This is a genomic window from Ruegeria sp. AA3 (assembly GCF_056542905.1).
Genome location: NZ_JBQGAQ010000018.1, coordinates 1 through 21610, shown reverse-complemented (window position 1 = coordinate 21610; position 21610 = coordinate 1). Strand labels below are relative to the sequence as shown.

General features: G+C 47.0%; 17 protein-coding genes. 7 read left to right on the top strand and 10 right to left on the bottom strand.

The window, feature by feature from the left end:
* Positions 1–32: 32 nt before the first annotated feature.
* Positions 33–725, bottom strand: a complete 693-nt coding sequence (locus ACR0JR_RS20975) for a sugar transferase (protein WP_480457939.1) — start codon at positions 723–725, stop codon at positions 33–35.
* Between the two features lie 739 nt (positions 726–1464).
* Between ACR0JR_RS20975 and ACR0JR_RS20970 the strand changes: the two genes are divergently transcribed.
* From ACR0JR_RS20970 to ACR0JR_RS20960, 3 genes are read left to right on the top strand one after another with little or no spacing between them, the layout of a single operon-like run.
* Positions 1465–2559 (top strand): ExeA family protein, encoded by a 1095-nt coding sequence (locus ACR0JR_RS20970; RefSeq protein ID WP_480457937.1) that lies wholly within the window; start codon positions 1465–1467, stop codon positions 2557–2559.
* Positions 2559–4100 carry a GumC family protein gene (locus ACR0JR_RS20965; protein WP_480457935.1) on the top strand — a complete coding sequence of 514 codons (1542 nt, stop codon included), beginning with the start codon at positions 2559–2561 and terminating at the stop codon, positions 4098–4100. Before ACR0JR_RS20970 ends, ACR0JR_RS20965 begins: the two co-directional genes overlap by 1 nt.
* Positions 4101–4113: 13 nt before the next feature.
* Entirely contained in the window at positions 4114–4962 is an 849-nt protein-coding gene (locus ACR0JR_RS20960) for a CpsD/CapB family tyrosine-protein kinase (RefSeq protein WP_480457933.1), read from the top strand.
* Here ACR0JR_RS20960 and ACR0JR_RS20955 read toward each other — a convergent pair.
* Positions 4956–6518 carry a hypothetical protein gene (locus tag ACR0JR_RS20955; RefSeq protein ID WP_480457932.1) on the bottom strand — a complete coding sequence of 521 codons (1563 nt, stop codon included), beginning with the start codon at positions 6516–6518 and terminating at the stop codon, positions 4956–4958. The genes ACR0JR_RS20960 and ACR0JR_RS20955 overlap by 7 nt on opposite strands.
* 238 nt (positions 6519–6756) lie before the next feature.
* Between ACR0JR_RS20955 and ACR0JR_RS20950 the strand changes: the two genes are divergently transcribed.
* From ACR0JR_RS20950 to ACR0JR_RS20940, 3 genes are all read left to right on the top strand, one after another.
* Complete coding sequence (locus ACR0JR_RS20950; protein WP_480457931.1) at positions 6757–7665, top strand: glycosyltransferase family 2 protein; 909 nt, start codon at positions 6757–6759, stop codon at positions 7663–7665.
* A 318-nt stretch (positions 7666–7983) separates the two neighbouring features.
* Positions 7984–9090, top strand: a complete 1107-nt coding sequence (locus ACR0JR_RS20945; protein WP_480457929.1) for an acyltransferase family protein — start codon at positions 7984–7986, stop codon at positions 9088–9090.
* 548 nt (positions 9091–9638) lie between these two features.
* Complete coding sequence (locus ACR0JR_RS20940) at positions 9639–11129, top strand: hypothetical protein (RefSeq protein WP_480457928.1); 1491 nt, start codon at positions 9639–9641, stop codon at positions 11127–11129.
* A 190-nt stretch (positions 11130–11319) separates the two neighbouring features.
* Here the strand turns inward: ACR0JR_RS20940 and ACR0JR_RS20935 are convergent, their stop codons facing one another.
* The 8 genes from ACR0JR_RS20935 to ACR0JR_RS20900 all read right to left on the bottom strand — a co-directional run bounded on the left by ACR0JR_RS20935 (position 11320) and on the right by ACR0JR_RS20900 (position 20699).
* Positions 11320–11472, bottom strand: coding sequence for an integrase core domain-containing protein (locus ACR0JR_RS20935; protein ID WP_480457926.1), 153 nt, complete (start codon positions 11470–11472; stop codon positions 11320–11322).
* A 103-nt stretch (positions 11473–11575) separates the two neighbouring features.
* The gene (locus tag ACR0JR_RS20930) at positions 11576–12559 is read right to left on the bottom strand and encodes a glycosyltransferase family 2 protein (RefSeq protein ID WP_480457924.1); all 984 of its coding nucleotides are present in this window, start codon (positions 12557–12559) and stop codon (positions 11576–11578) included.
* Positions 12560–12619: 60 nt separating this feature from the next.
* A complete protein-coding gene (locus ACR0JR_RS20925) occupies positions 12620–14434 on the bottom strand; it encodes an ABC transporter ATP-binding protein (RefSeq protein ID WP_480457923.1) in 1815 nt (604 codons plus the stop codon).
* Between the two features lie 93 nt (positions 14435–14527).
* Positions 14528–16096, bottom strand: a complete 1569-nt coding sequence (gene xrtD / locus ACR0JR_RS20920; protein ID WP_480457921.1) for a VPLPA-CTERM-specific exosortase XrtD — start codon at positions 16094–16096, stop codon at positions 14528–14530.
* 136 nt (positions 16097–16232) lie between these two features.
* Positions 16233–16823, bottom strand: a complete 591-nt coding sequence (locus ACR0JR_RS20915; RefSeq protein ID WP_480457920.1) for a VPLPA-CTERM sorting domain-containing protein — start codon at positions 16821–16823, stop codon at positions 16233–16235.
* A gap of 244 nt (positions 16824–17067) precedes the next feature.
* Positions 17068–17703: a VPLPA-CTERM sorting domain-containing protein gene (locus ACR0JR_RS20910; RefSeq protein WP_480457918.1), complete on the bottom strand. Its 636-nt coding sequence runs from the start codon at positions 17701–17703 to the stop codon at positions 17068–17070.
* A gap of 611 nt (positions 17704–18314) precedes the next feature.
* Positions 18315–19526, bottom strand: coding sequence for a glycosyltransferase family 4 protein (locus tag ACR0JR_RS20905; RefSeq protein WP_480457916.1), 1212 nt, complete (start codon positions 19524–19526; stop codon positions 18315–18317).
* Between the two features lie 189 nt (positions 19527–19715).
* Positions 19716–20699, bottom strand: a complete 984-nt coding sequence (locus ACR0JR_RS20900; protein ID WP_480457914.1) for a glycosyltransferase family 2 protein — start codon at positions 20697–20699, stop codon at positions 19716–19718.
* Positions 20700–21144: 445 nt separating this feature from the next.
* Between ACR0JR_RS20900 and ACR0JR_RS20895 the strand changes: the two genes are divergently transcribed.
* Positions 21145–21610: PA14 domain-containing protein (locus tag ACR0JR_RS20895; protein WP_480457912.1), on the top strand; the 466-nt coding region annotated here is incomplete at its 3' end.

Below are 21610 nucleotides of genomic sequence, written 5' to 3'. Positions count from 1 at the left end.
TTTTGTGTCAATACTATTGGCTAATAACTGGCTTAGTATCCGGTGCCGCGCAACACAACCCCGGCAGTGGCGAACAAAACTCCCAGATCCGTTTTAAGAGATAGTTGCTCGGAATAAGTAGAATCAAATTCAGCGCGACTGGCGAAGCTGCTATCATTGCGCTCGGAGACCTGCCACAAACCAGTAATCCCTGGGCGCAACTCGTAATATGCAGTACCAGGATATAACTCCTGTTGGTCGGGCAGCATTGGGCGCGGACCAACAAGGCTCATGTCGCCTTTAAATACGTTGAATAACTGGGGTAGCTCATCCAGAGATGTTTTCCGCAGTATGCGGCCAAAAACTGTAATGCGCGGGTCTTTTTTGAGCTTTTGCGTCTCATCCCACTCTTTACGTGCTGCTGGGTTGCTGGCCAGATAGTTTTCCAACTGAGAGCAGGCATTTGGCACCATGCTACGTAGCTTCCACATCATGAAAAGCTTGCCATTTCGACCAACGCGCAGTTGGGCATAGAATGGATTAGCTCCATCTCGTGCCACCAAAATAGCCAGTCCAAGAATGAGCGGCAGGGCAATCGGCAATGCCATGATAACAAATGCGACATCCAGGCTGCGCTTCAAAACTCGCCTATAGACCTGAACTGGATCAGAAGCGTTCAGGCCTCTGTCATGAACGGCACATATGGGCTGGGATTTATTTGGAATATCTGTGTACTGAACAGTCATAACTCGACGACTTCACTCTTCAACCATCAACAAAGACCTGATTATGGTCTTACTCTTTTAAACAAGCCTCACAAAGGAGGTCTATATCATCACACACGCTGCTAATATGAATTATGTCACAATAATGCTTGGCAGCCTTCTTCTGGACACGATCTTAACACTATTTTAAGTCCTAGCTCAAACATGCAAATGTAAAAACTGTCAAAAGTGAAGGCAGAATCGATCCAATAGCCAGATGAAGTAGAATTGTTTCCATTTCGAGGCCAATCGTGGGCTGTGCAGAGGGCTGAATGCCTACTAAGTGCGCACATTCACTATAATAGCGGCTAGTATTGTTTCCAAACTGGCGAAAAAATTTTCTTATAGAGTCAGTTGTTTCACAGAATTCCGATCGATGACTCGTTAGATTGACTCACCTAGCAATGGTTTCGGCGCACTAAGAGAGGGAAATATAATAAAAATAACAATAGCTTATAATATTTTCCACATTGAAGAGAATCGCTGCTATCCTATCTGACGTCTGCCGCCCTCCCCAAGAGTGCGATTTTTAGGAATGTACTTTGTGAAACTCCTATAGCTCTATAGATTCGTGCGCGTCTTGTTGGGCATGCTCCTGACAAACATATGGAGCCACTTCACGCAGAGAAGGAGCAACGTTCGTACAGCTGATGTATCTGGATCAATGCATATGCAGGCCCTAGATCGATGGCGCTACTTGGCCGAAAGGAAGCTCGGATTGATGAGACAAAACCGTCCTGCAGCTCCGGGGCAACTGCTGCTGCGCCGTCAGTGGAGTTTGACCAATACACGTACGCCTTTAAACAATGACGGACCTGAAATAGAGGAGCGCTCATCTTCTTTGGCACCTCAAAAAGATGAGGCAGAAACTAAAAAAGCAGCGGCGCCAGTACATATAAATGAGCCTGAAGATTTGAATATTAATCCAGTACATACCCCGAACCATGTCGACACGAGCAGTTCGCTTGACATTTACACAGCACATTTTGGGCTGACAGAACGACCCTTTTCACTGCTACCGGACCCGGATTTCTTATTTTGGTCCCAAGCCCACCTACAGGCCTATACGATGCTTGAATACGGCATCCTGACACGCGCACCGATCACTTTGATCACAGGTGAAGTTGGCGCAGGAAAGACAACTCTACTACACCATTTGCTAAAATCCGTTGGCGATGATGTGAAAATAGGCCTGATTTCCAATGCGCATGGTGATCGGGGAGAATTATTGCGCTGGGTTCTCATGGCTCTGGGGCAGCCGGCTCCGGCTGATGCCACCTATGTTGATTTGTTTGCGGCTTTCCAAAAGCACCTTATTGATGAGTATGCCAAGGGACACCGGGTCATTCTCATCTTTGACGAGGCACAAAATTTGAGTGCTGAATCTTTGGAAGAACTCAGAATGTTTACGAATATCAACTCGAACAAAGACGAATTGCTGCAATTGGTTTTGGTGGGGCAGCCCGAGCTAAAGGAAATCGTCCGCCGACCGGAAATGCGGCAGTTCGCTCAACGCGTCGCATCGAGTTTTCATCTGAGGGCAATGGATATGAAAACCGTTCGAAAATATGTAGGTCATCGACTAGAGATTGCAGGTGCAGAACGTAACTTCTTTAGCCCCGCTGCAACAGAATTGATCTATGAAGCCACGGCTGGCGTGCCACGTCTAGTTAACCAGCTTTGCGATCTATCGATGGTCTATGCTTTCACTCGAGGGCGCCAGGGTGTTGTAAGGCATACAGTAGAAATGGTCTTGAGCGATGGGGCCTTTTTCGCCGCCAGTTTACCTCGAGACGAAGATGGTAAAACACAATGATGAGTGAAGTTCGGTTTTACCTGTCCTTGTTCTTAAGGCGGTTACACTATTTCGTATTGATTATTTTGGCCTGTACTGCTGCCGGAGTATTTCTCGCCATTAAGTTGCCTCCAGTTTACAAAGCGAAGGCACAACTAGTCGTGGAGTCCCCACAAATTCCTGGAGAGCTTGCCTCATCCACAGTGCAGGCAAGTATTGTGGAAATCCTTGAAGTAACACAGCAGCGTTTGCTCACCCGTGCCAATCTTTTGGATTTGGCGAGGCGATTCAATGTCTACGCAAGCTCTCCTGACATGACGCCGGATGCCATTGTAGATGATATGCGATCAAGGGTTGAGATACAGCTTCCTTTTAATTCGTTTTTTGTAACGGTTTCCTTCGCTGCCCCAACCGGTGAGATGTCTGCGCAAGTCACCAACGAATTGGTTACACAAATCCTGCAGGAAAACGTAGCCATGCGCACGAATGTCACCGGGCAGACATTGGATTTTTTTGTAAAAGAGGTTGCTCGCCTAGACATCGAATTGGGCGATCAAGGCGCTAAAATCTTAGAATTCAAGGAAGCGCATAAGGAGGCTTTACCTGATAGCCTTGATTATCGTCGCAATCGGCAGTCCTCCCTCCAGGAAAGGCTTTTGCAGCTAGACCGGGAGCTGTCTGGACTACGTGATAGGCGGGCGCGATTGGTTGAGATTTACGAGCGTACCGGCCGCTCAGATTTGGCTGGCGAGAGCCTGTCTCCGGAGCAGCGACGCCTGCGTCAACTAGAAGATGAGAGGGCGTCAGCCCTAGTAATTTACTCTGCGGGTCATCCTCGTATTAGATCTCTGGATGGCCAGATTGCTGCACTAAAAGCCGAAAATATTAGACTTGGCTTAGGAACTGAAACAGCTCCGAACTTCACTGCCTTTGAACTGCAAATCTCCGATATTGATGGTCAGATTGAATTCATCGAAGAGCAAAAGACAATAATTAACGGTGAATTAGACGCACTAGCAGCGTCTATCGAAGCCACACCTACCAATGCAATCACATTGGGAACACTGGAACGTGACTACGAGAACCTGCGCCTCCAATATACTCAGGCGACTGCTAGCCTAGCGGAAGCGCGCACAGGTGACCAAATTGAAGCCCAATCCCGCGGTCAACGTATTACTGTGACTGAACAGGCCGCGGTTCCCAGCAACCCTGCTGAGCCTAATAGAAAACTGATTGCTATGGCAGGGACTGCAGGGGGGATTGCTCTGTCATTTGGACTATTTCTGGTACTGGAAGTTCTTAATAATACCATTCGTCGGCCTATTGATCTAACGGCTCGACTTGGCGTCCCCGCCTTTGGAACAGTTCCTTATATCCAGACCACTCGAGAGATATTCACTCGCCGCATGATGATCGTTGCGAGTTTAGTCATCCCGATTGCCGGGATAGGCATCGGTCTCTATCTCATCGATCAATATTATCTTCCACTCGATCTTTTCTTTGAGCAGGTAGCCGAAAAGCTTGGTGTTGAAGCTCTACTTGACCGTTTCAGTCTCGGCTAATGGGAAATACACTATGGAACGCATTCAATCCGCTATTCAGAAAGCTCGCGAAGTTCGGCAGAATTCGGATGCTTTTACCAATGCTACAACTCATCCCTCCCCAACAAACAATGCGGCAACAGACCAACCTGCCAAGGTCACTCCGAATGCAGCTGTCAATCAACTATGGGAGAATCTGAAGCAGCTTCAGCTGAGACCAAAGCAACTGCACCGGGCACGTATTGTGGCCGATCAAGCCGGAGATGCATCCGCGCCGTTTGATCTGCTGCGGACCCGGATGATGCATCAATTGCAGGCCAACAATTGGCGTAGGGTTGCAATTACCTCACCGGGGTCTGCCTGCGGGAAGACAACTTTGTGTTTGAACCTTGCATTTAGTTTTGCTCGGCAGCGCGATTTGAAAACGATGGTGCTCGACCTAGATATGCGTCGACCGAGTATTGACAAGATACTGCAACAAAAAGGAAAAAGGTGTTTCGCAAGTGCGCTTGAACAGGACAGTGCACCGGAAGAGCACATGTTCTGCTACAAGCAAAAACTGGCTTTTGCTACTAACAGTAGACCGGCTGCAAATCCAGCAGAACTCTTACAGGATAAAGGGGCGGCCCATGTAATTGATCGCTTGGAGGAACTTTATCAGCCCGATGTGATGCTGTTCGATACACCACCAATGTTGGCTTGTGATGACACCTATGCTTTTCTTGATCAGATCGATTGTGTTTTTTTGATTGCCGAGGCTGGGAGTACAACTTCCGAAGAGCTAGAGAAATGCGAACACGAGATTAAAACGCGCAGTAATTTTATTGGTGTAGTGCTTAACAAATGTCGCTTTCTAGATAAAATGGACAGTTATGTTTACTGAGACCCCGATCCATCGATTCCATACATTTCCAGAACTGGGTGCCCTGTAGGGTTTTTCATTATCTGGTATTCAACACCCTTACCAAATATCGGTTTACCGTCACCGTTAAACCTTATGGTTTCTCCATCATTAGTATCACGCTGCCAACCAATTAACTGCCCCTCTTGCGTGTATTCAAACGTATCGTGCCATGGAGCGGACCAATGCAATAATGGATCATAAGGTACAGCTCTTGTTTGCGCATCGTAATCCACTGTTTGCAAACGCATCACATCACGTTCATCTGGCGCGTATACTCTGCTCTGATGCGTGGGAAAACTAATAGATAAAATTGCGGGGGCGCTGAATTGAACTCCGTTCCAAGCAATCACTCCGACGTCAACCCGAGATGTCCGGCGCACCTGGCGTGGAGTAATTGGAAAGGGATCATGCCATGCAACTTCAATTGTGGCTTCCTGGCCATCTTCAGTGGGGGAAATTTTTGTTTTTTTCGCATCGCCACGCAGCAGAATCCAGAAAAACTGCAGCTCACGATGGTTTGGGTCTATTGTGTCGCTTACTGAAAGCGTAATTTGTTTTCTATGTTCTTGCCCGCGCCAGATTCGAGCTATTGCCGATGGTGTCGTGAATAGCTTCTCGGTTAGGCCTATTACATCAGCCTCTGAGCCAAAATCTTCGGACAAAACTTTCATCCGAATCATTGGCGGAATATCCTCCGGCGCAATTGAGACAGCTAACTCAATCATTCGTTCTGGAGATAATCGCTCTGCGTCAAAAACAGTGGGATGGGCAGAACCTGATTTATAGGCATTCACCCCATATAACCCTTTTTGTGTCCGACGCAGTATCATCTGCAATGTAGGAGCAATAAGCTTTCTAGCCTCAAGGCGGGCGCGGGTTTCCGGAGTAAACGCTGCGAGGGTCATGGCTAAGGCACGCAGAAAGACCTGATCCGACCCGGATGATCCCTGCGAAGTAACAGTGTAGGGCCAGTTCGCGGGATAGAGATCAATCTCATCATGATCCTGATGTTCTGGGTAAACATACAAATGATTGTTAGCGTAACCTCGAAATAATCGGGCGGGCGACAACGGAGTTGTCATAGCCAGGCGGGAAAGACTGCGCGGGGCCTCTCCATCTATGATCGCGGTAGAAGAGTTACCGAGCGTTGGGACGGGGAACAAAATCTCTCCAGCAAGCCCGTAATCTGCTCCAGCCTCACGTAGTTCTGGAGCATAGTCCAGCAGCGTAATTTGCCTGAACAAGTCTGGCGGCAACATTGAATGTGCTCTATCTCGGTTATCATATAAAACACCATCTAGCCCTGAAATCTGACCAAGTGCATCCAGCCGCCTTAACAGTCTCGCGTCAGCCCCTTTGGTAGATGGTGAGACAATCGGCTGAGTTGAAGCATTCTCACCCAGCTCCAGTTTTGGGACGACCCAGCCATACAGCCCAACGCGCACCATATTGCTTGGGAGCAACTGCACGGTCTCAGCACTGACTGCCCCGAAAGCCACGAAGGCATTAAGAATAAAGACAATGCGAAAAATCATAACAACAGATTAGACTGAAAACTGTATCTTTCAATCGATGTCAGTAGGAACGGGACTACACGGCGCCAGCGTTCTTAATCCGAGTATCATTACGATATGGGGTCGTTCTACAACTGGGCCGTAATAATCGAAGATCAAAGGAGGGAATTTAATATTTTTCAAAACTGAACCGCCTTAAATAATTCATGATAGCTTGCAATGTGCAGAAACTCTGCGCATCACATAAAAATGCATAAAGTTGGCGATTGAAACCGTATTGATGAGCCTCTTAAAGAAGACAACAAGCCGAGACACTTCACCTAATAATGTGGATTCCGCTAAGGTTCTTACTGTTATCATTCCCGCCCACAATGAAGAGGCTTATATCGAAGCTTGCCTTGAGGCTCTTCTAAGGCAAGACGAGGCTGCCGGACCAGCCATTGTTATCGTCGCTATGAATGCCTGCACAGACCGAACAGAAGAAATTGCCCGTAGTTGTGAAGCAAAGTTTACAGCCCGAGGTTGGGTATTGAAATTACTGAAAATTAAATCGCCAGGAAAGTTGAACGCACTTAATGAGGCGGAGCGATTGGTGTCAGGCAACATGTGGGTTTATCTGGATGCGGATGTCATCTGCGACAGTGAATTGCTGGGTCAACTACGCAGTGCATTGAACAGACCTGAACCCATCTACGCGACGGGCACTATGCGAGTCATGGCAGCAAAGAGCTTAGTTACGCGCGCTTATGCAGACCTATGGGTGCGATTGCCTTTTGTACAAAGCGGGGCAGTTGGAGCCGGACTTTTTAGTGTCAATGAAGCAGGTCGAAAAAGGTGGGAGCAATTCCCAGATATCATCTCCGACGACACTTTTGTGCGTTTGAACTTTGCTCCACATGAACGCATTGAAGTACAAGCCTGCTATCACTGGCCACTGGTAGAAGGGTTTTTAAATCTCATCAAAGTGCGCCGCCGACAAGATTCTGGAGTGGCAGAAATCACCCGCCTTTATCCTGAACTAGAAAAAAACAACGATAAACGCAAACCAACTAGGTTAGAATTAATAAAGATCTTTAGAGCGGCACCATTCAGCTTCGCTATTTATGCAATCGTTCTTCTTGCTGCCAGGCTGCGCACTAGCAACCATGAATGGACAAGAGGGCGATAAACAGGATTGAATAATAGTGATACAATCAGCTTACCAAGGCGATTCACCTTTGGTTGTTAGTGATTGCTCGGCAGTGTACTCCACCACTAGCGGAGCGATGACTTCGTTCACCGCCATACGAATGAAAACAGAGATTCTAGACGCTGAACCCCGTCCATTAACCGCTAAAGCCACCGCGCAGATAGACGAAAGACTAATGATACATTATTAACCAAAATGGGCCACATAAGTAGGGCATAATAGTTTTCTTGTGTTTGCCCGCTAATCAAGAAGATTCAGAGCTCAAGGGACTTTTTAATTAAACAAGAGATTGACCAAATGGATGAAAAAAGCATGTGCAACTCGGCATCTGCAGCTTATCAAAAATACCGTAAGACACGGTTTTTTCTCAATTTGAATGGTTTGCGATTTATTTGTATTGTAATGGTACTATGGCACCATGCTCCTCTAGCAGACAAAAGTCATATTCAGTTCTTGAATCGTGGATTTATGGGGGTCGACTTTTTTTTTGTTTTATCGGGATTCCTGATCACAACTCTATTACTCCGAGAGGCGCACGAGATAGGGCGCTTCTCAATACGATCATTCTATTTGCGCCGCGCCTTAAGAATACTGCCAGTCTATGTATTTGTCGTTTCTATGGTGGCAACCTACTATATTATGGTGCAGGGGCGTGTTGAGTATCTAGAAATACTGCCATTCTACTATCTCTTTTTGTCTAACTTTCTAACGGATCATATACCAACATTATCAATTACATGGTCTTTATCTGTTGAAGAGCAGTTCTACTTGTTATGGCCGGTGTTGCTGCTATTTTTATCTTCAACGGGACGAATAGTATTTTTATTTGTATTAATACTTGTAAATGTGTTTATATCAGCGGGATTAATACCAACCTCTCCGAAGTCCATAGGGCCACTTCTTTTTAAGCTACCCAATTCAACGTATGCGCCGATTTTAATGGGCTCTCTTCTGGCTATTTCGCTTGATCGGACTGGATCTTTTTTATTTGCATGGAGGTTGATTGGTAGTAGGTATGCTGCTCTGGTTCTTTTTATTTTTCTCATCATTGCATTCCAAACCACTCCAGTAGATCTACTGGGATGGCCGAACCTTCTAATCCACACAATTATGACAGCCACGCTTGCAGCTTTGGTTGTACGTCCAGATACAGCTCTTACCCCTTTTTTGGAGTTTCGCCCGGTGGCTCGAATAGGTGAGATCAGTTATGGAATTTATCTATACCATTTAATTGGGTTGGACCTTTGGCACCGTCTCACTGCGACTCTATGGTTCAACGACGGTTGGGTGATGTTCCTTGGCTATTCAGCAATATCTGTAGTGTTAGCTGAAATAAGTTTCAGGACCTTGGAGGCATGGTTTAGGCGTTTTCGTCCTGCACCCCCTCAACGCGCACTGAATTAGAATCCCGGTAGAGTGTGCGACATAAGCACTCCTTAGAAGTGCTTTAAGGCCGAATATTGCAGGACTGTAAATTTGTAACACAACTACCTTATCCTGCCATACTTCCCAGCCATACTTCCCAGGGGGAATAGTAATAGATAGAGTCGCAGGGGCCCACACCACCACAAATCGCACGCACATCGCCGCACCCGAGCGTTCCAGAGTGGCTTCATCCGAGTAGCGCCTCAGAGTCATCTTCTGTTCCCCATTTCAAGGCCAAAGCAGTAGCCTAGCTTTAAGGAGCGAAAGCAACCAAACAAAAGAGCATAGCTTAACAATCCACTAGAAATAGCGAAGAATGAGAGCAGGAATATCCGAGAAAACACAAGGCTTATCACAAAGAAGGAACAACAAATAATTGCGCAGACATGTAAGTCCGGTCACCGAGAAAGACACATCTAGCTAGATGACCTTATGAGCAATATACACCCAAACTGACTTAATAGCTAAACAATCAACAAAACCTGAATGACCTCTCTAACGACAAGTCAGAAGGAGAAACTGCAGCAATGCCAAACATATTTTCTTATTTTGTGTTAATAATTTGGCCCGTTGTGACGTTGATATTATTTCGTGCAACGGATGTGCCTCGTACAGTAGCTATATCCATCGTCGCAGGGTATTTAATTTTACCACATGGCGTGGGAATTGACTTTCCTCTATTGCCGGTGCTCAGCAAGGATACAATTCCAGCCTTAACCACAGCGGCTGTATGCTTTTATTATAAGTATAAAGAAAAAAGATACGCTCCAATAGGAGTGAAGAAGTTTCCAGATAAATCAAGCAAAGAACAATACAAAAAGCACCCCATTTACAACATATTCGTAATTCTTGTTTTTCTGACTTTGTTCCTGCCATTATTCACGACCCTAACAAATGGGAGCTTCTTGATATATGGCGGTAAATATATTCCCGCTATGCATATATATGATTATTTCTCTGTCTTTCTTGAAACCTTTATTATATTGCTCCCATTTATCTTGGGGTTTTACTTCCTTTCAAATCCTGAAAGCCATCGCATGCTTTTGAAGACGCTCGCAATATCTGGCTTTGCATACAGTTTCCTCGCGTTATTTGAAATCAGAATGAGTCCACAGCTGAACACATGGATTTACGGTTTCTTTCCTCATTCATTCCTTCAACATGTGCGAGGTGACGGATACCGTCCAATTGTTTTTCTTCAACATGGTTTGTGGCTAGGGATATTTCTTTCAATGGCAACAATTTCTGGGGTTATGTTTATTAGAGGCGTGCCCAGATCATCAAAGACTATTTTAATTGGGTTTGTGTTTTTGATATGGATGCTTGCTGTATTAGTTCTAGGAAAGTCACTTGGGGCGTTGATTATTACTCTCATTCTTCTGCCATTCGCAGTATTTTCAGGGTTTAGAGGGCAGATCTTAATTTCCACCCTAGTTGCGGCGCTTGTACTTTCCTACCCAGCATTGCGGGGCGCTGGTGTTATACCAACGCTTGAAATTACCGAGGCGGCTCGCACCATTAACCCGCTCAGAGCGGAATCCCTTAACTTTAGGCTTCGTAACGAGGACATTCTGCTCGAAAAAGCCAATCAGAAACCACTATTCGGCTGGGGTATTTGGGGTCGAAGCCTTGTATATGACCCGGAAAGTGGTCAAAGGATTAGCATAATCGATGGTACCTGGATCATATTGATTGGTACGTTTGGCTGGTTCGGATACATAACCAGATTTGGTCTATTAACGTTACCAATTTTCGCTCTTTTAAGGCGAAAACACAGTAAGGTTCTTGACCAAGCAGCTTTGGGATTGTGTTTGGTCTTAACAGCAAATCTGATTGATTTGCTTCCGAATGCAACACTTACTCCCATTACCTGGTTGATTGGCGGAGCGATTGCTGGATATACGGCTCTTCGTCCTGAAAGAACCGCGCTTACTGACGCTAAGCCTTCTAAGGTAGAACTAAACTCACCAAAGGCCCGTCCAGAACAGCCCATCAATACTCGAAAATCTAGAAAATGATACTCAAACTAAAGGTATTTGGGGTTACCTCGGGAAAACGGAAACAATGAGAGTGACCCAGCCCCTTGATTCAGGTCGGGTGTGGGGGGCTGCTGAGATTGGCGAACCGGCGGGTATCAGGCCACCAATTGATGTGTGTGGCCTCTAAATGTTGCAGTCAATCCGCCAGGTTTCAATGATTTTGCGCGCTTCAGCGAGATTCCCAAAGATGTGTGCGTAGGCATTCGCCCCGCAGCCTGACGTTGAACGCCTCCACAAAGGCATTCTGCATGGGTTTTCGAGACGCGATGTAATGCCAGCCGGTGCCCGTTCCCGAGCTCCGTCGTAAATAATGTGACCCCAAAACAATTTACAATCTCAAATAATCCAAACCAGAAGTAGCGATAACCTCGAGCCTAACGGATTATGATCTCAAGCCGCTACAGATAGATAAAAATATCGTAAAGCTAAGATGATTTATTATTCAGAAGCCATGAGTATATGGATTTAGCGATGAGAGAGAGAAAATTTAACCATAGATGATAAGAGTAAGGGTTTTGTTTAATTGCATTAATCAAACATCTATTCGCAACTAGATACTTTCCTTTATCGAAGTTGCGCCAAGCATCTGCTTGCAGATATCCAATAGTTTGATCTCGAACAGAGTTGTTCCTTGGAGTGCTCTTATTTTCGCAACTATGATCATCTATGCTTATAACTTTACCACATTGCAAATCGTCTTTTCCATGTGCTCGACGCTGTAAAGCAAATTTATGGGCCATCTGATCAAAAAAATCTAACCGAAATGATGGATCTTTATGCGTTATAGAATCATCGTGTAGCCTATACTTATAGGCTAATTTCGGTTCATGCCAAACTCTACCAGTTTCCGCCAAACGGAACTGCATGTCTACATCTTCAGCAGTTTTGAACCAAGGGCGCGCCCCACCTATTTTTTGTATTGAATCCTTACGTACTAACCATGTGCAAAAGTGGGTAATTGCCTTTCCGTGCAACAGACTTTCAGTTACGTCTCGTGCGTCCCCTTCACAGGCCAGATTTGAGATGTGTTTACCACTTTTCGTTATCGCCGCGAAGGCTGCCGAAACGGCCACATAGTCAGGATTGTTTTCCAGCCAATTATATTGCCATCGAGCCCGGTCAGGTGTGAATAGATCATCGGCATCACATCTAGCCACATACTTGGAGGTCGCTGCTTCAAACCCAATGTTTAAAGAATACGAGATGCCAGGACGTTCATTAAATAGCAACTCAACTCTCGGATCCTCAAAGCTTTCGACCATATCTTGAGTAGCATCAGTCGACGCATTGTTAATAACGATAACCTGGCTGACGTGCTCATTCTGAAGCACAGATTCTAGCGCTTCTCCAATAGTTTTTACAGCGTTGAGGGCCGGAATGACGACGCTAATTTTCCCTTCATCTCGCACGCATTTCCACCTCCGGAATACCTAGCTCAATCATAATTTAGAAAACGACGATGAGTTTTTCTATCTTTCCTCGTGATGTGCCATCTTTCGAAAATCTTCGTCACTTTGAATAAGCTCTTGGTAAGTCCCTGTTGCAGCTATCCTACCAGAACGCATAACAAAAATCCGATCGCATTTTTTTATAGTACTTAATCGGTGTGCGATCATAATAATTGTTTTACTGTGACCAATATTATCAATTGATTCAATTATCGCACGCTCGGTCACATTATCAAGCGCAGACGTTGCCTCATCAAGAACCAGAAGAGCCGGATCGTAGTATAACGCTCGGGCAATCCCGATTCTTTGACGCTGCCCACCCGACAATCGTACTCCACGCTCACCAACGACTGTTTTGTATCCGTCAGAAAGTTCTGTCACTATAAAGTCGTGTAGCGCAGCGATCCGTGCTGCGCGCTCAACTGCCTTCATATCTATTTTGTCGTGAGGCAATCCAAACGCTATATTTTCAGCAATGGTATTATCAGTAAGGTAAATGGTCTGAGGTACATATCCTATCATTCGACGCCATGTCTTTAAATTCTCTGAAACAAGGCGCTCACCGTCGATAAGTATTTTCCCACCATTGGGAGTCAACAGGCCAAGTATTAAGTCAATTAAGGTAGTCTTTCCCGCTCCTGTCCCCCCGACGATCCCAACTGTAGTATGAGCTTCTATTGAAATATTAATTTTTTCCAAAGCTGGCTTATTGGCTTCATGATACGTGAATGAAGTATTCACAAGGTCAAAAGCTTTGTTCAAAGTTAATGAATTAGACGGGGTTTTGTCTTGAAGCGCGTATTCTGGAATTCCCTTTGAAACGCCCCGGTACTCATCAACCACCAAATTCAGTACCGCCTCGCCACTACGGAGACTTGCAAAAGCTAAATAGCTCTGTTGCATCACTGGTAGGAGCCGCATTGCAGCAAAGGCGAAAGCACCCAATATTGGGATTGCTTCAGTAATATTGCCTCCGGTTTTATAGGCCATGAAAAGTAGCGCGCAAAGAAGCAATGTAATAACAACCGCTTCCATGAAAAACCTAGGGATTTGGCTAATTGCCTGAGTATTTGATCCTATTCTTGCGTAATTTAGTGCAGCTCTTTCGAATCTAGAGATAAAACTAGATTCTAACCCTAGCATCTTCAGCTCTTTGATCCCTCCCGTCGCTTCTTGGATAAGTCGATATCGCACACTGTCCATCTCGAGAGCTTCTTTTCCTAGACGGGTTAATAGCCCACGAAGAAAAAAATAAACTCCTCCATATCCACCACCCACTAAAACAACAGAAGTAATTGTGATTATGGGGTCCACAAAAAAGAGGAATGCGAGTATCACAATAACTGTAAATAGATTTGCTACGAGTTGCAAAGAGGGGATCAAGACTTGGTATACCAGTTGTGAAACATCGCTCAGGATGTTTTTACTAATTTCCGAACTGTTTCGCTGCAAAAACCAAGAGTATGGTTGCTGAAGTATAGCTGTCAAAAGCCGACTGGAAATTGCATAGCCACGCATCATACCAAATCTAATCATTGCGTAGCTTCCACCAGCTTTAAAAACTTGTGAAATCGTAAGCACGCCTAGAACAATTAAGGTTAAGAAAATTTGAAAGGAAAAAATTGTTGCAAAACCGAGCTTGTTAAAAAGCCAACCTCCCCAATGATTGCCCAGAATGCTATCGGGTTCAGCGAATACGTTGAGTAATATGAGTACAGCAGATATTCCAAAAAGTTCGGCGCAAGACATCAGCACCATAATTCCACCAAGCAGCAGATAGCGCTTGCGTTCCCTGCCACTCAGCAAACTGAACACTTTTCGATATATTTTTATCATGTCGGATTAGCCAAGCTATCTGCGTTTTTTGAAGTGAGATGGAGTTAGAGGTACTTTGTAAAAATGGTTTTTTGGAGACTCAGTAACGTTCTGTCAAAAGAAGTTACCTACATTTAGCGTTGTGCTACGAAGACTATCTAACAAACGTTGGTCGGCGGTCGCTTCGTCTTCGTCTTGTCCAATTGGTGTGATCAACCGCACAATGCCACTGTCGGTTCTATCATTCGTTACTTTACCAATCATTAGCTGAAGCTGCGCCAAAAACCCGGAAGCTATGCGTTCACCCTGCTGCTCATACCAATAATAAACCAGCATGCGTTCCAAGCCCTTCTGTATGATCGCCCGGTTCGCTTGGAAGTTGGTGGCGCCCTCTGAAACCTCAATCTGCTCAAGCCACGCAATCTCCCATCCTGCTCCTGGCAGGCACACTTCAGGGGAATGCACGCCCCCTGTGTTCTGATCTTTATACCAAGCCATAAAGAGATCTACAGGCGCTGTTTCTCCTGGCTTGCTCAGCACAACAGAATGATAGTCGTTCGCCGCAAGAATGCGCTCTACATCTGGCTCTAAGGCGCGAGGAGTACTTGCTGTCCATTCTCCCAACTGAGTTGGAAAGATCGCGAAAGGATCCCGGTCAACGTGTGGTGGCTCTCGCTCAGGCACCACCTCCCAGACCACTGTCAGCACCACCAACAGAACCGCCCCCCCGACTAAGGCGCTTGATGGGACAACGTGACGGATACGCTTGGCCTGATCCCACAGACCATCTGTTTCCAAATCCAAGGCCTCAACCAGAGACAGCCGCTCCCGACGTGTGCGCACCAAAATCCAGGCGATGGCAAACAAAATCAGAACACAGCTCAGGAAAATCACCCAGCCTTCGAAGAAGTGCGAAAACCCTTCAACATAGCTCAAGCCATAGGAATTCACGATAAGGCCGGCTACCGCGATCCGGATTGAGTTCATCAGAATGGTGATTGGAACAGCTGATACAAGCAGAACGGCTTTGTGCCAGGTTGGTCCTTTGTAGAGAACTGCAAAAATGTAGGAAAAGCTCAGGATCGGGAAAAGATAACGCAGGCCCGAGCAAGCTTCTGCAACGTGCAAGCGATACACACCCAAATCAATGATATTCCCATCAAGAAAAACGGGTACCCTGAGTACATCCAGAAACCATACGCCAAGCTCGGATGAAATCAGCTGCAACCATGTCGAGACACCATAATACAGTGCGGCAGGAAGTGGGAGCATATAGACAAGATGCAAAACCGGTGGCCAGAACTGTAAGCCAGCAACCCAGCCAAAACTGATCAACAAAATAGCCCCGACCCATAAGATCAATCCATAGGCCACAATATCGGCAATGCCGATCAGCTTTCCTCCGGCTCCTAACAGCAACGCAACCAACAACAGCCAGAACCCCGGGCCCCGATCGGTTACGGGTGTCAGGTCAATCGGAACGCCCTTGAGTTGACGAAGAAATAGCAAGGCCGAAAGGACCGGGATCAGAGGGCCATGGCTGTATTCCGGTAGCTGCCAAACACGGAAGAGCTCTTCTATCCCCTCTTGAAAGAAAAACAGCGCCCCTAGCGTCAAAAGGCCCAGCCAGAACAATCCCTGGAAAGACCAACCTGCTTTGCCCTGTGCGGCCGTAAATGTCATTTTATCCAAGGCTGACATGCCAAACTCATACTACACGATTTACAGACACCATATCTTCAGTCCTGAAGCACGGATACGCAACAAAAAAGCGGCAGCTCAATCAGAGCTGCCGCCTGTTTTGTTCTTTAGTTCAGTTTCAGGCCAGCATCTGCTTCCGTCGACGCATGACGCCAAAACCTGCCAGACCACCGATCAGCAGCAATGCCGAAGCCGGAAGTGGGATAGGTGCAACCGTGAACTTTTTCACAGCGAACGCATCAAACTTCCCATCGGCCTTGACCTCAAAGGAAGTCGCCCAAACACCACCGAAATCATACGGGTTGTCTGAGTTTTCGTTCGCTACTTTGGTGCCGTCGACATAAATATCCCAGTCTGTACCCGGAATAAAAGGCTTAAAGGTCACCGAAATTAGGCGAACAGCCTGCTCAAACGTAAACAATAGAGAATCTTTACCGTTGAATCCATCGACGGCATCAATTTCCCAGAAACGGTCATTGTTCACACCAATGCCAGTATTGAAGATTGTAGATTCGATGACCGGCGTTCCTCTGGTTGAGTTAGCGGTTACAGCCCCAACCACACCGTCCTTGTCTAGGATAGCAGTTTGCATACCCAGCTGACCGTTGAGGTCTCCGCCGCCAGGCCCAGTGAAGTTAAATGTTACTGCCTGTGCGCCTGTAGCAAATAAAAAAACAACCGAAACGGCTGTCAGGATTTTTTTAAGCATGGTCCCCCACTCCTAACAAATTCCAAATAATTAACGCGAGATTAACCAGTTGTTCATCTCTCGTTCATCTTAACGGATAGTGGAGGCCGATACCAAACGTTAACTTTTGGGTGGAGGTGAAAAAGTGTCACAATTTTGGCGGGCAGAATCCCTAATTGGAAACAAAGCCCGCCAAAATACAGTTATTGATAGGAGTCTTGGCGACAATGACCGCCGACTCTCCGTTATCTACAAGATTAAAAGATCAGGAGATTCGCTTACGCCGCATCAGTCCGAACCCTGCCAGACCACCGAGCAGCAGCAAGGATGAGGCTGGCAGCGGAATTGGGGCGACCGTGAAGTTATAGGCAAGGAATTCGTCATCCTTCTCCATCGCTCTGATCGAGAAAGACGTCGCGATGACATCCCCAAAGGAATATTTCCAATTGCCACTGTAGCTTGCTTCTACCAGACTACCATCAACTTCGATGTACGCATGATCGTTATACGTTGAGGAATCCGGTCCGGAATTAAAGTTCGCTAATCCCACAGAGATCAGTCGCACAGCTGAATCAAAGGTGAAAGTCAGCCAATCACTATAGTAACGACCATCAATCTCCCCGCCACGCGCCGGGTCATCGCCACCGCCAGCATATGCGACGTCATTGGGCCCATTCTGAACACCAAGGCCGTAAGTATTCGTGGTAATAATGGGATAGCCCGATGTGTAATAGGTAGAGTGCGCTGTTATCGTGCCCGAGACGCCTTCTTTATTGAATGTTGCCGTATCCCCGGTGACGGTCGCATCACCACCGCCAGAACCGTATAGATTTACGGTCACTGCCTGCGCACCTGTCGCTGCTAGTACCGCCACAGACAAAATAGCCAAAAAAATTTTCATGCCCGAACCTTTCACACAACCAAGCACAAGTTAACCAAACTCCTTTTCTCGTAACACGCTGACGAGTTGTGGTCATCATGATTTTGACACAATTGACGAAAAGCTGTGGCATCGCAATCACAGGTATCAATTATGGAAACAGTTTGGCTTTGGTATCAAAATTGACTCTGTTTCTGAAATTTTACGATTCGACCCGATCTAGCCGACTTGAGCAAGACATCGCCTACCAACGGCTGTGCCTTGCCCATTTTCTGACCCACTTGGTTTATATCTGGTTGGCGCCGCATTCAGGCTTTAAATTAGCGCACAATGCAGGCTCACACTCGTCGGAAATCGGGGAAAAACAGAATGATTGGGGCACTTTTGTGCGGCATATTCGCGGGAGTGCTCGCGAGCCTTTTAGCTTTATTCGCAGGGTATGACATTGGGGCCGCCCTGATTTTGTATACCGGCGCAGGAATTGCGGGCACCCTTTTGGTTCCAGTCGTTCGGTTTACTTGATCTCGCTAGAAGATAAGCACAGCATCGATATCTTAGGTGGTTCGCTCGGCGCCTATGGATAAAATTGGATTTGCTGCACCTCTGCCAGTGTGGGCCCAAGTACCAGGAAATTACGGTTCATCAATATGAACTGATTTGAAAAGGCCCAATATAGTGGCAGCATTTGTGGAGATGTTGTGATCTCGTTTCACACGCTCGCGACCTTCATTTCCTAAAGTGACCAGTTCCTTTTCCGATGCCATCATATTCTGCTTCATCACCGAAACTATATGATCCACAGATCCCGCAGGGATGATCCATCCGCACTTCTCATCGACCAGTTCAGGAATACCCGCGATATATGTAGAGATTGCCGGCCGCCCTAAAGCCAGGGCTTCCATGATGACAACGGGAAGACCCTCGGCAAAGCTCGGCAACAAAAGCGCCCGGGAGGTTCCGAGTAGCTTTCGTACCTTTGCGTTGTCACACCATCCTTCCAAGATCACATTTTTCTGCACACCATGGCGTGTGATTGCTGCTTCAACATCAGCTCGACTCTCTCCATCACCAACCAAAATAACGCTTAGATCAGGATATTCAGGCACAAGGCGTGCAACCGCTTCCACAATCAGAACCTGCGCTTTTTGCGGACAAAGGCGCCCGACACAAACAAAGGGCGCTCTCTTGTCGAACGGAGATTCGCTGCGGGGAAACTCCTCAATGTTAACACCACAACGTACAATGTGCAGCTTGTCCCAGCATTCCATTCCTGCGGCGCGGGCAAGCTGAACTCGGCAGTAATTTGAGATCGCAAGAACAAACCTTGCTTCGTCAACTTTCATTGCCAATGAAGCTCTGCCCCAATCAACGAACTCGTCCGGGCCGTGCGCGGTAAAACTGTAGCTAGGTCCACCCAGACGAGCACACAACATCGCGACTGCGGCAGAATTGGTCGAAAAATGCGTATGTAAGTGGGTTATACCATCTTTTGACGTTTGGCGCTTCAGCGAAACAGCCTCAAGTAAATAGGCGACATGTGCGACGAACCTGTGACCAGCATTACGGTAGAGTTTGGAACAACCAGCCAGCGCCCGGCACATCCCAATCGGATTAGCGAGCGCCTCCAAGAAAAAGTCCTTAAATAATGCAGGGAGGCGACCAATGAGCAAATAGGAGGTTTTTTCCTGCTCTGCTCGGTCTTGTTCATCAACGAGGTGCTCGTCCCAAGGCCGTATAGCATATCGCATAACGTTGATGCCGAGCGCCTCGATCGCTTGAATTTCACGACGGATAAATGTGGCGCTCGTCATCGGGTAAATGTTCATTAAATAACCAAACCGCATCGGCCTTGCCCCTCAATCGAAAAATTTAAATGCTTTACCCTTAAGCGCAAGAAATGACGGCTATTCAATAGCCTTGAATAAAAATAAAATCATTGAATTAGTTTGATTCTGATCAACTGAGTACACAAAAAAATTACCGAAACTTTAAGGACTTTTCAAATCACACGCAAAAATGCGTATAAGGCTGGATCATTTATACTCAATCAGATTAGCAGTTTTACCCGATAGTCTGCGCCAATAGTATTCCATGACACCTTGAGCCTCGGCAAAATTTCCCAATGTCAGGAAGAACCCGCGTTCCCAACTCGATCTTTGTCCTATACCCTCTCGCCACGCCAGACGTGAAACCTGCAATGGGTAAACGGCGGCAAGCAGCAAAGCCCACGGGGTGATGGTTGCTGCCAGCAACAAGATAGCCATTGGCGCAAAGAACCCCCATTTCAAAATACGCTGCATCGCAGATACACTGTGTCGCTCTGGCGGTCCCCCATGCAGGGCTGCCCCTTCAGCAAAGGCATGCCCGCTGCGTCGGGCGCGCTTCCACCACTGGCTGAACCGTGTCATGGCCGCATCGTGCAGGGTCATTTCAGCATCCAGCCGCCAGACTTCCCAACCTTGAGCACGGATGCGTACGCAAAGCTCTGGTTCTTCTCCTGCAATCATTGTGTCGCGAAAACCTTCGACCCGCTTGAACACATCTGCCCGCATCATGGCATCGCCGCCGCAGGCTTTGGTCTGGCCAACAGGCGTATTCCATTCCCAATCGCAGAGACGGTTATAGGCGCTTGCATCGGGAAACTGCTCACGTCGGCGTCCACAAACGACAGCTGCCTTTGGGTGATCATGCAGAAACGCTTCCGCCGTGCTAAACCAGTTTGGATCAAATTCACAATCCCCATCTATGAATTGAATAAATACCAGATCACGGTTCTCACTCATGACCTGAAACCCTGCGTTGCGCGCGCGTGCTGCTGTAAATGGAATAGACATATCCAGCTCAACTACAGTTACGCCAGATTCAGTGGCCAATGCCGTACTATTATCCGTAGAGCCGGAATCAACGTAAACAACTCTTTCAATATGTGTCGGAATAGAGCGCAGACATTGTACCAGGCGATCCCCTTCATTCCGGCCAATGACCACAACGCCGACAGCTGGTTTGTGAATCATCATGTCCCCTTTCCACAAAATCACGATCATACAAACCAGCATGATTGCGCCAAGCAACAAGAAGAATGAGCCACAAATTGCTACCAGGCTTTTTTAGCCTTGCTACAAAACCGATGTAGACAGTTTTTCGCTTACGGCACGCAAGGCTCTCGCTGTTTTTTGCCTATTTAAGCATATCTTAAGCCCTTTCGATTGAATTGTGTCTGGGTTTCGAACAATTCATCAATTGATGGCGGACTAAACACTCAACTCACAAACAGTGGCCTTCAAGCTACTGCACAACTCAATGAAGTCTGAAATTACGGTGAAAAAAGCGCCTATCGCGCTTGCCCTTAAGCTTGGCGGTTTTCCGCCAAGACATAATTTTGCCGCAACTAAGTCTCGCTGAGGCCGTCAACGAGAAACAATAACCGCATAACCGCGGGATTAGTGGAGAACGGGCAGTATCATGAGCCTTTATGCAGAATACTTCGCGCTGACATCTGGGGTGTCGAGCCTGAGTGAGATCGACTTTTTCGCTGATCCCAACATGACCGGCATGGTATCCGAGCTGGACACCTACCGCAGCAATGGGTCTTTGTGGGAGGGCGGTCCGTCCGATGATTTTGCGGCCCGTTACACAGGCAATCTGAATGTTGCCGAGGCTGGTACCTACACGCTGTTTCTAACCTCGGATGATGGCTCGGCGCTTTATATTGATGGCCAGTTAGTGCTGGGTAATGACGGTTTGCACGCAACTCGCGAAGAAAGCGTCACACTGGATCTGTCCGCTGGTGCGCATGAGATCGAGGTGCGCTATTTCGAACGCGGCGGTGCAGTGACGCTGCAGCTGGAATGGGAAGGCCCCGACAGCAACGGCCAGCGCGAGGTCATCTCGGGCGAGGCGTTCAGCCACGGCGATATGAGTGATGATC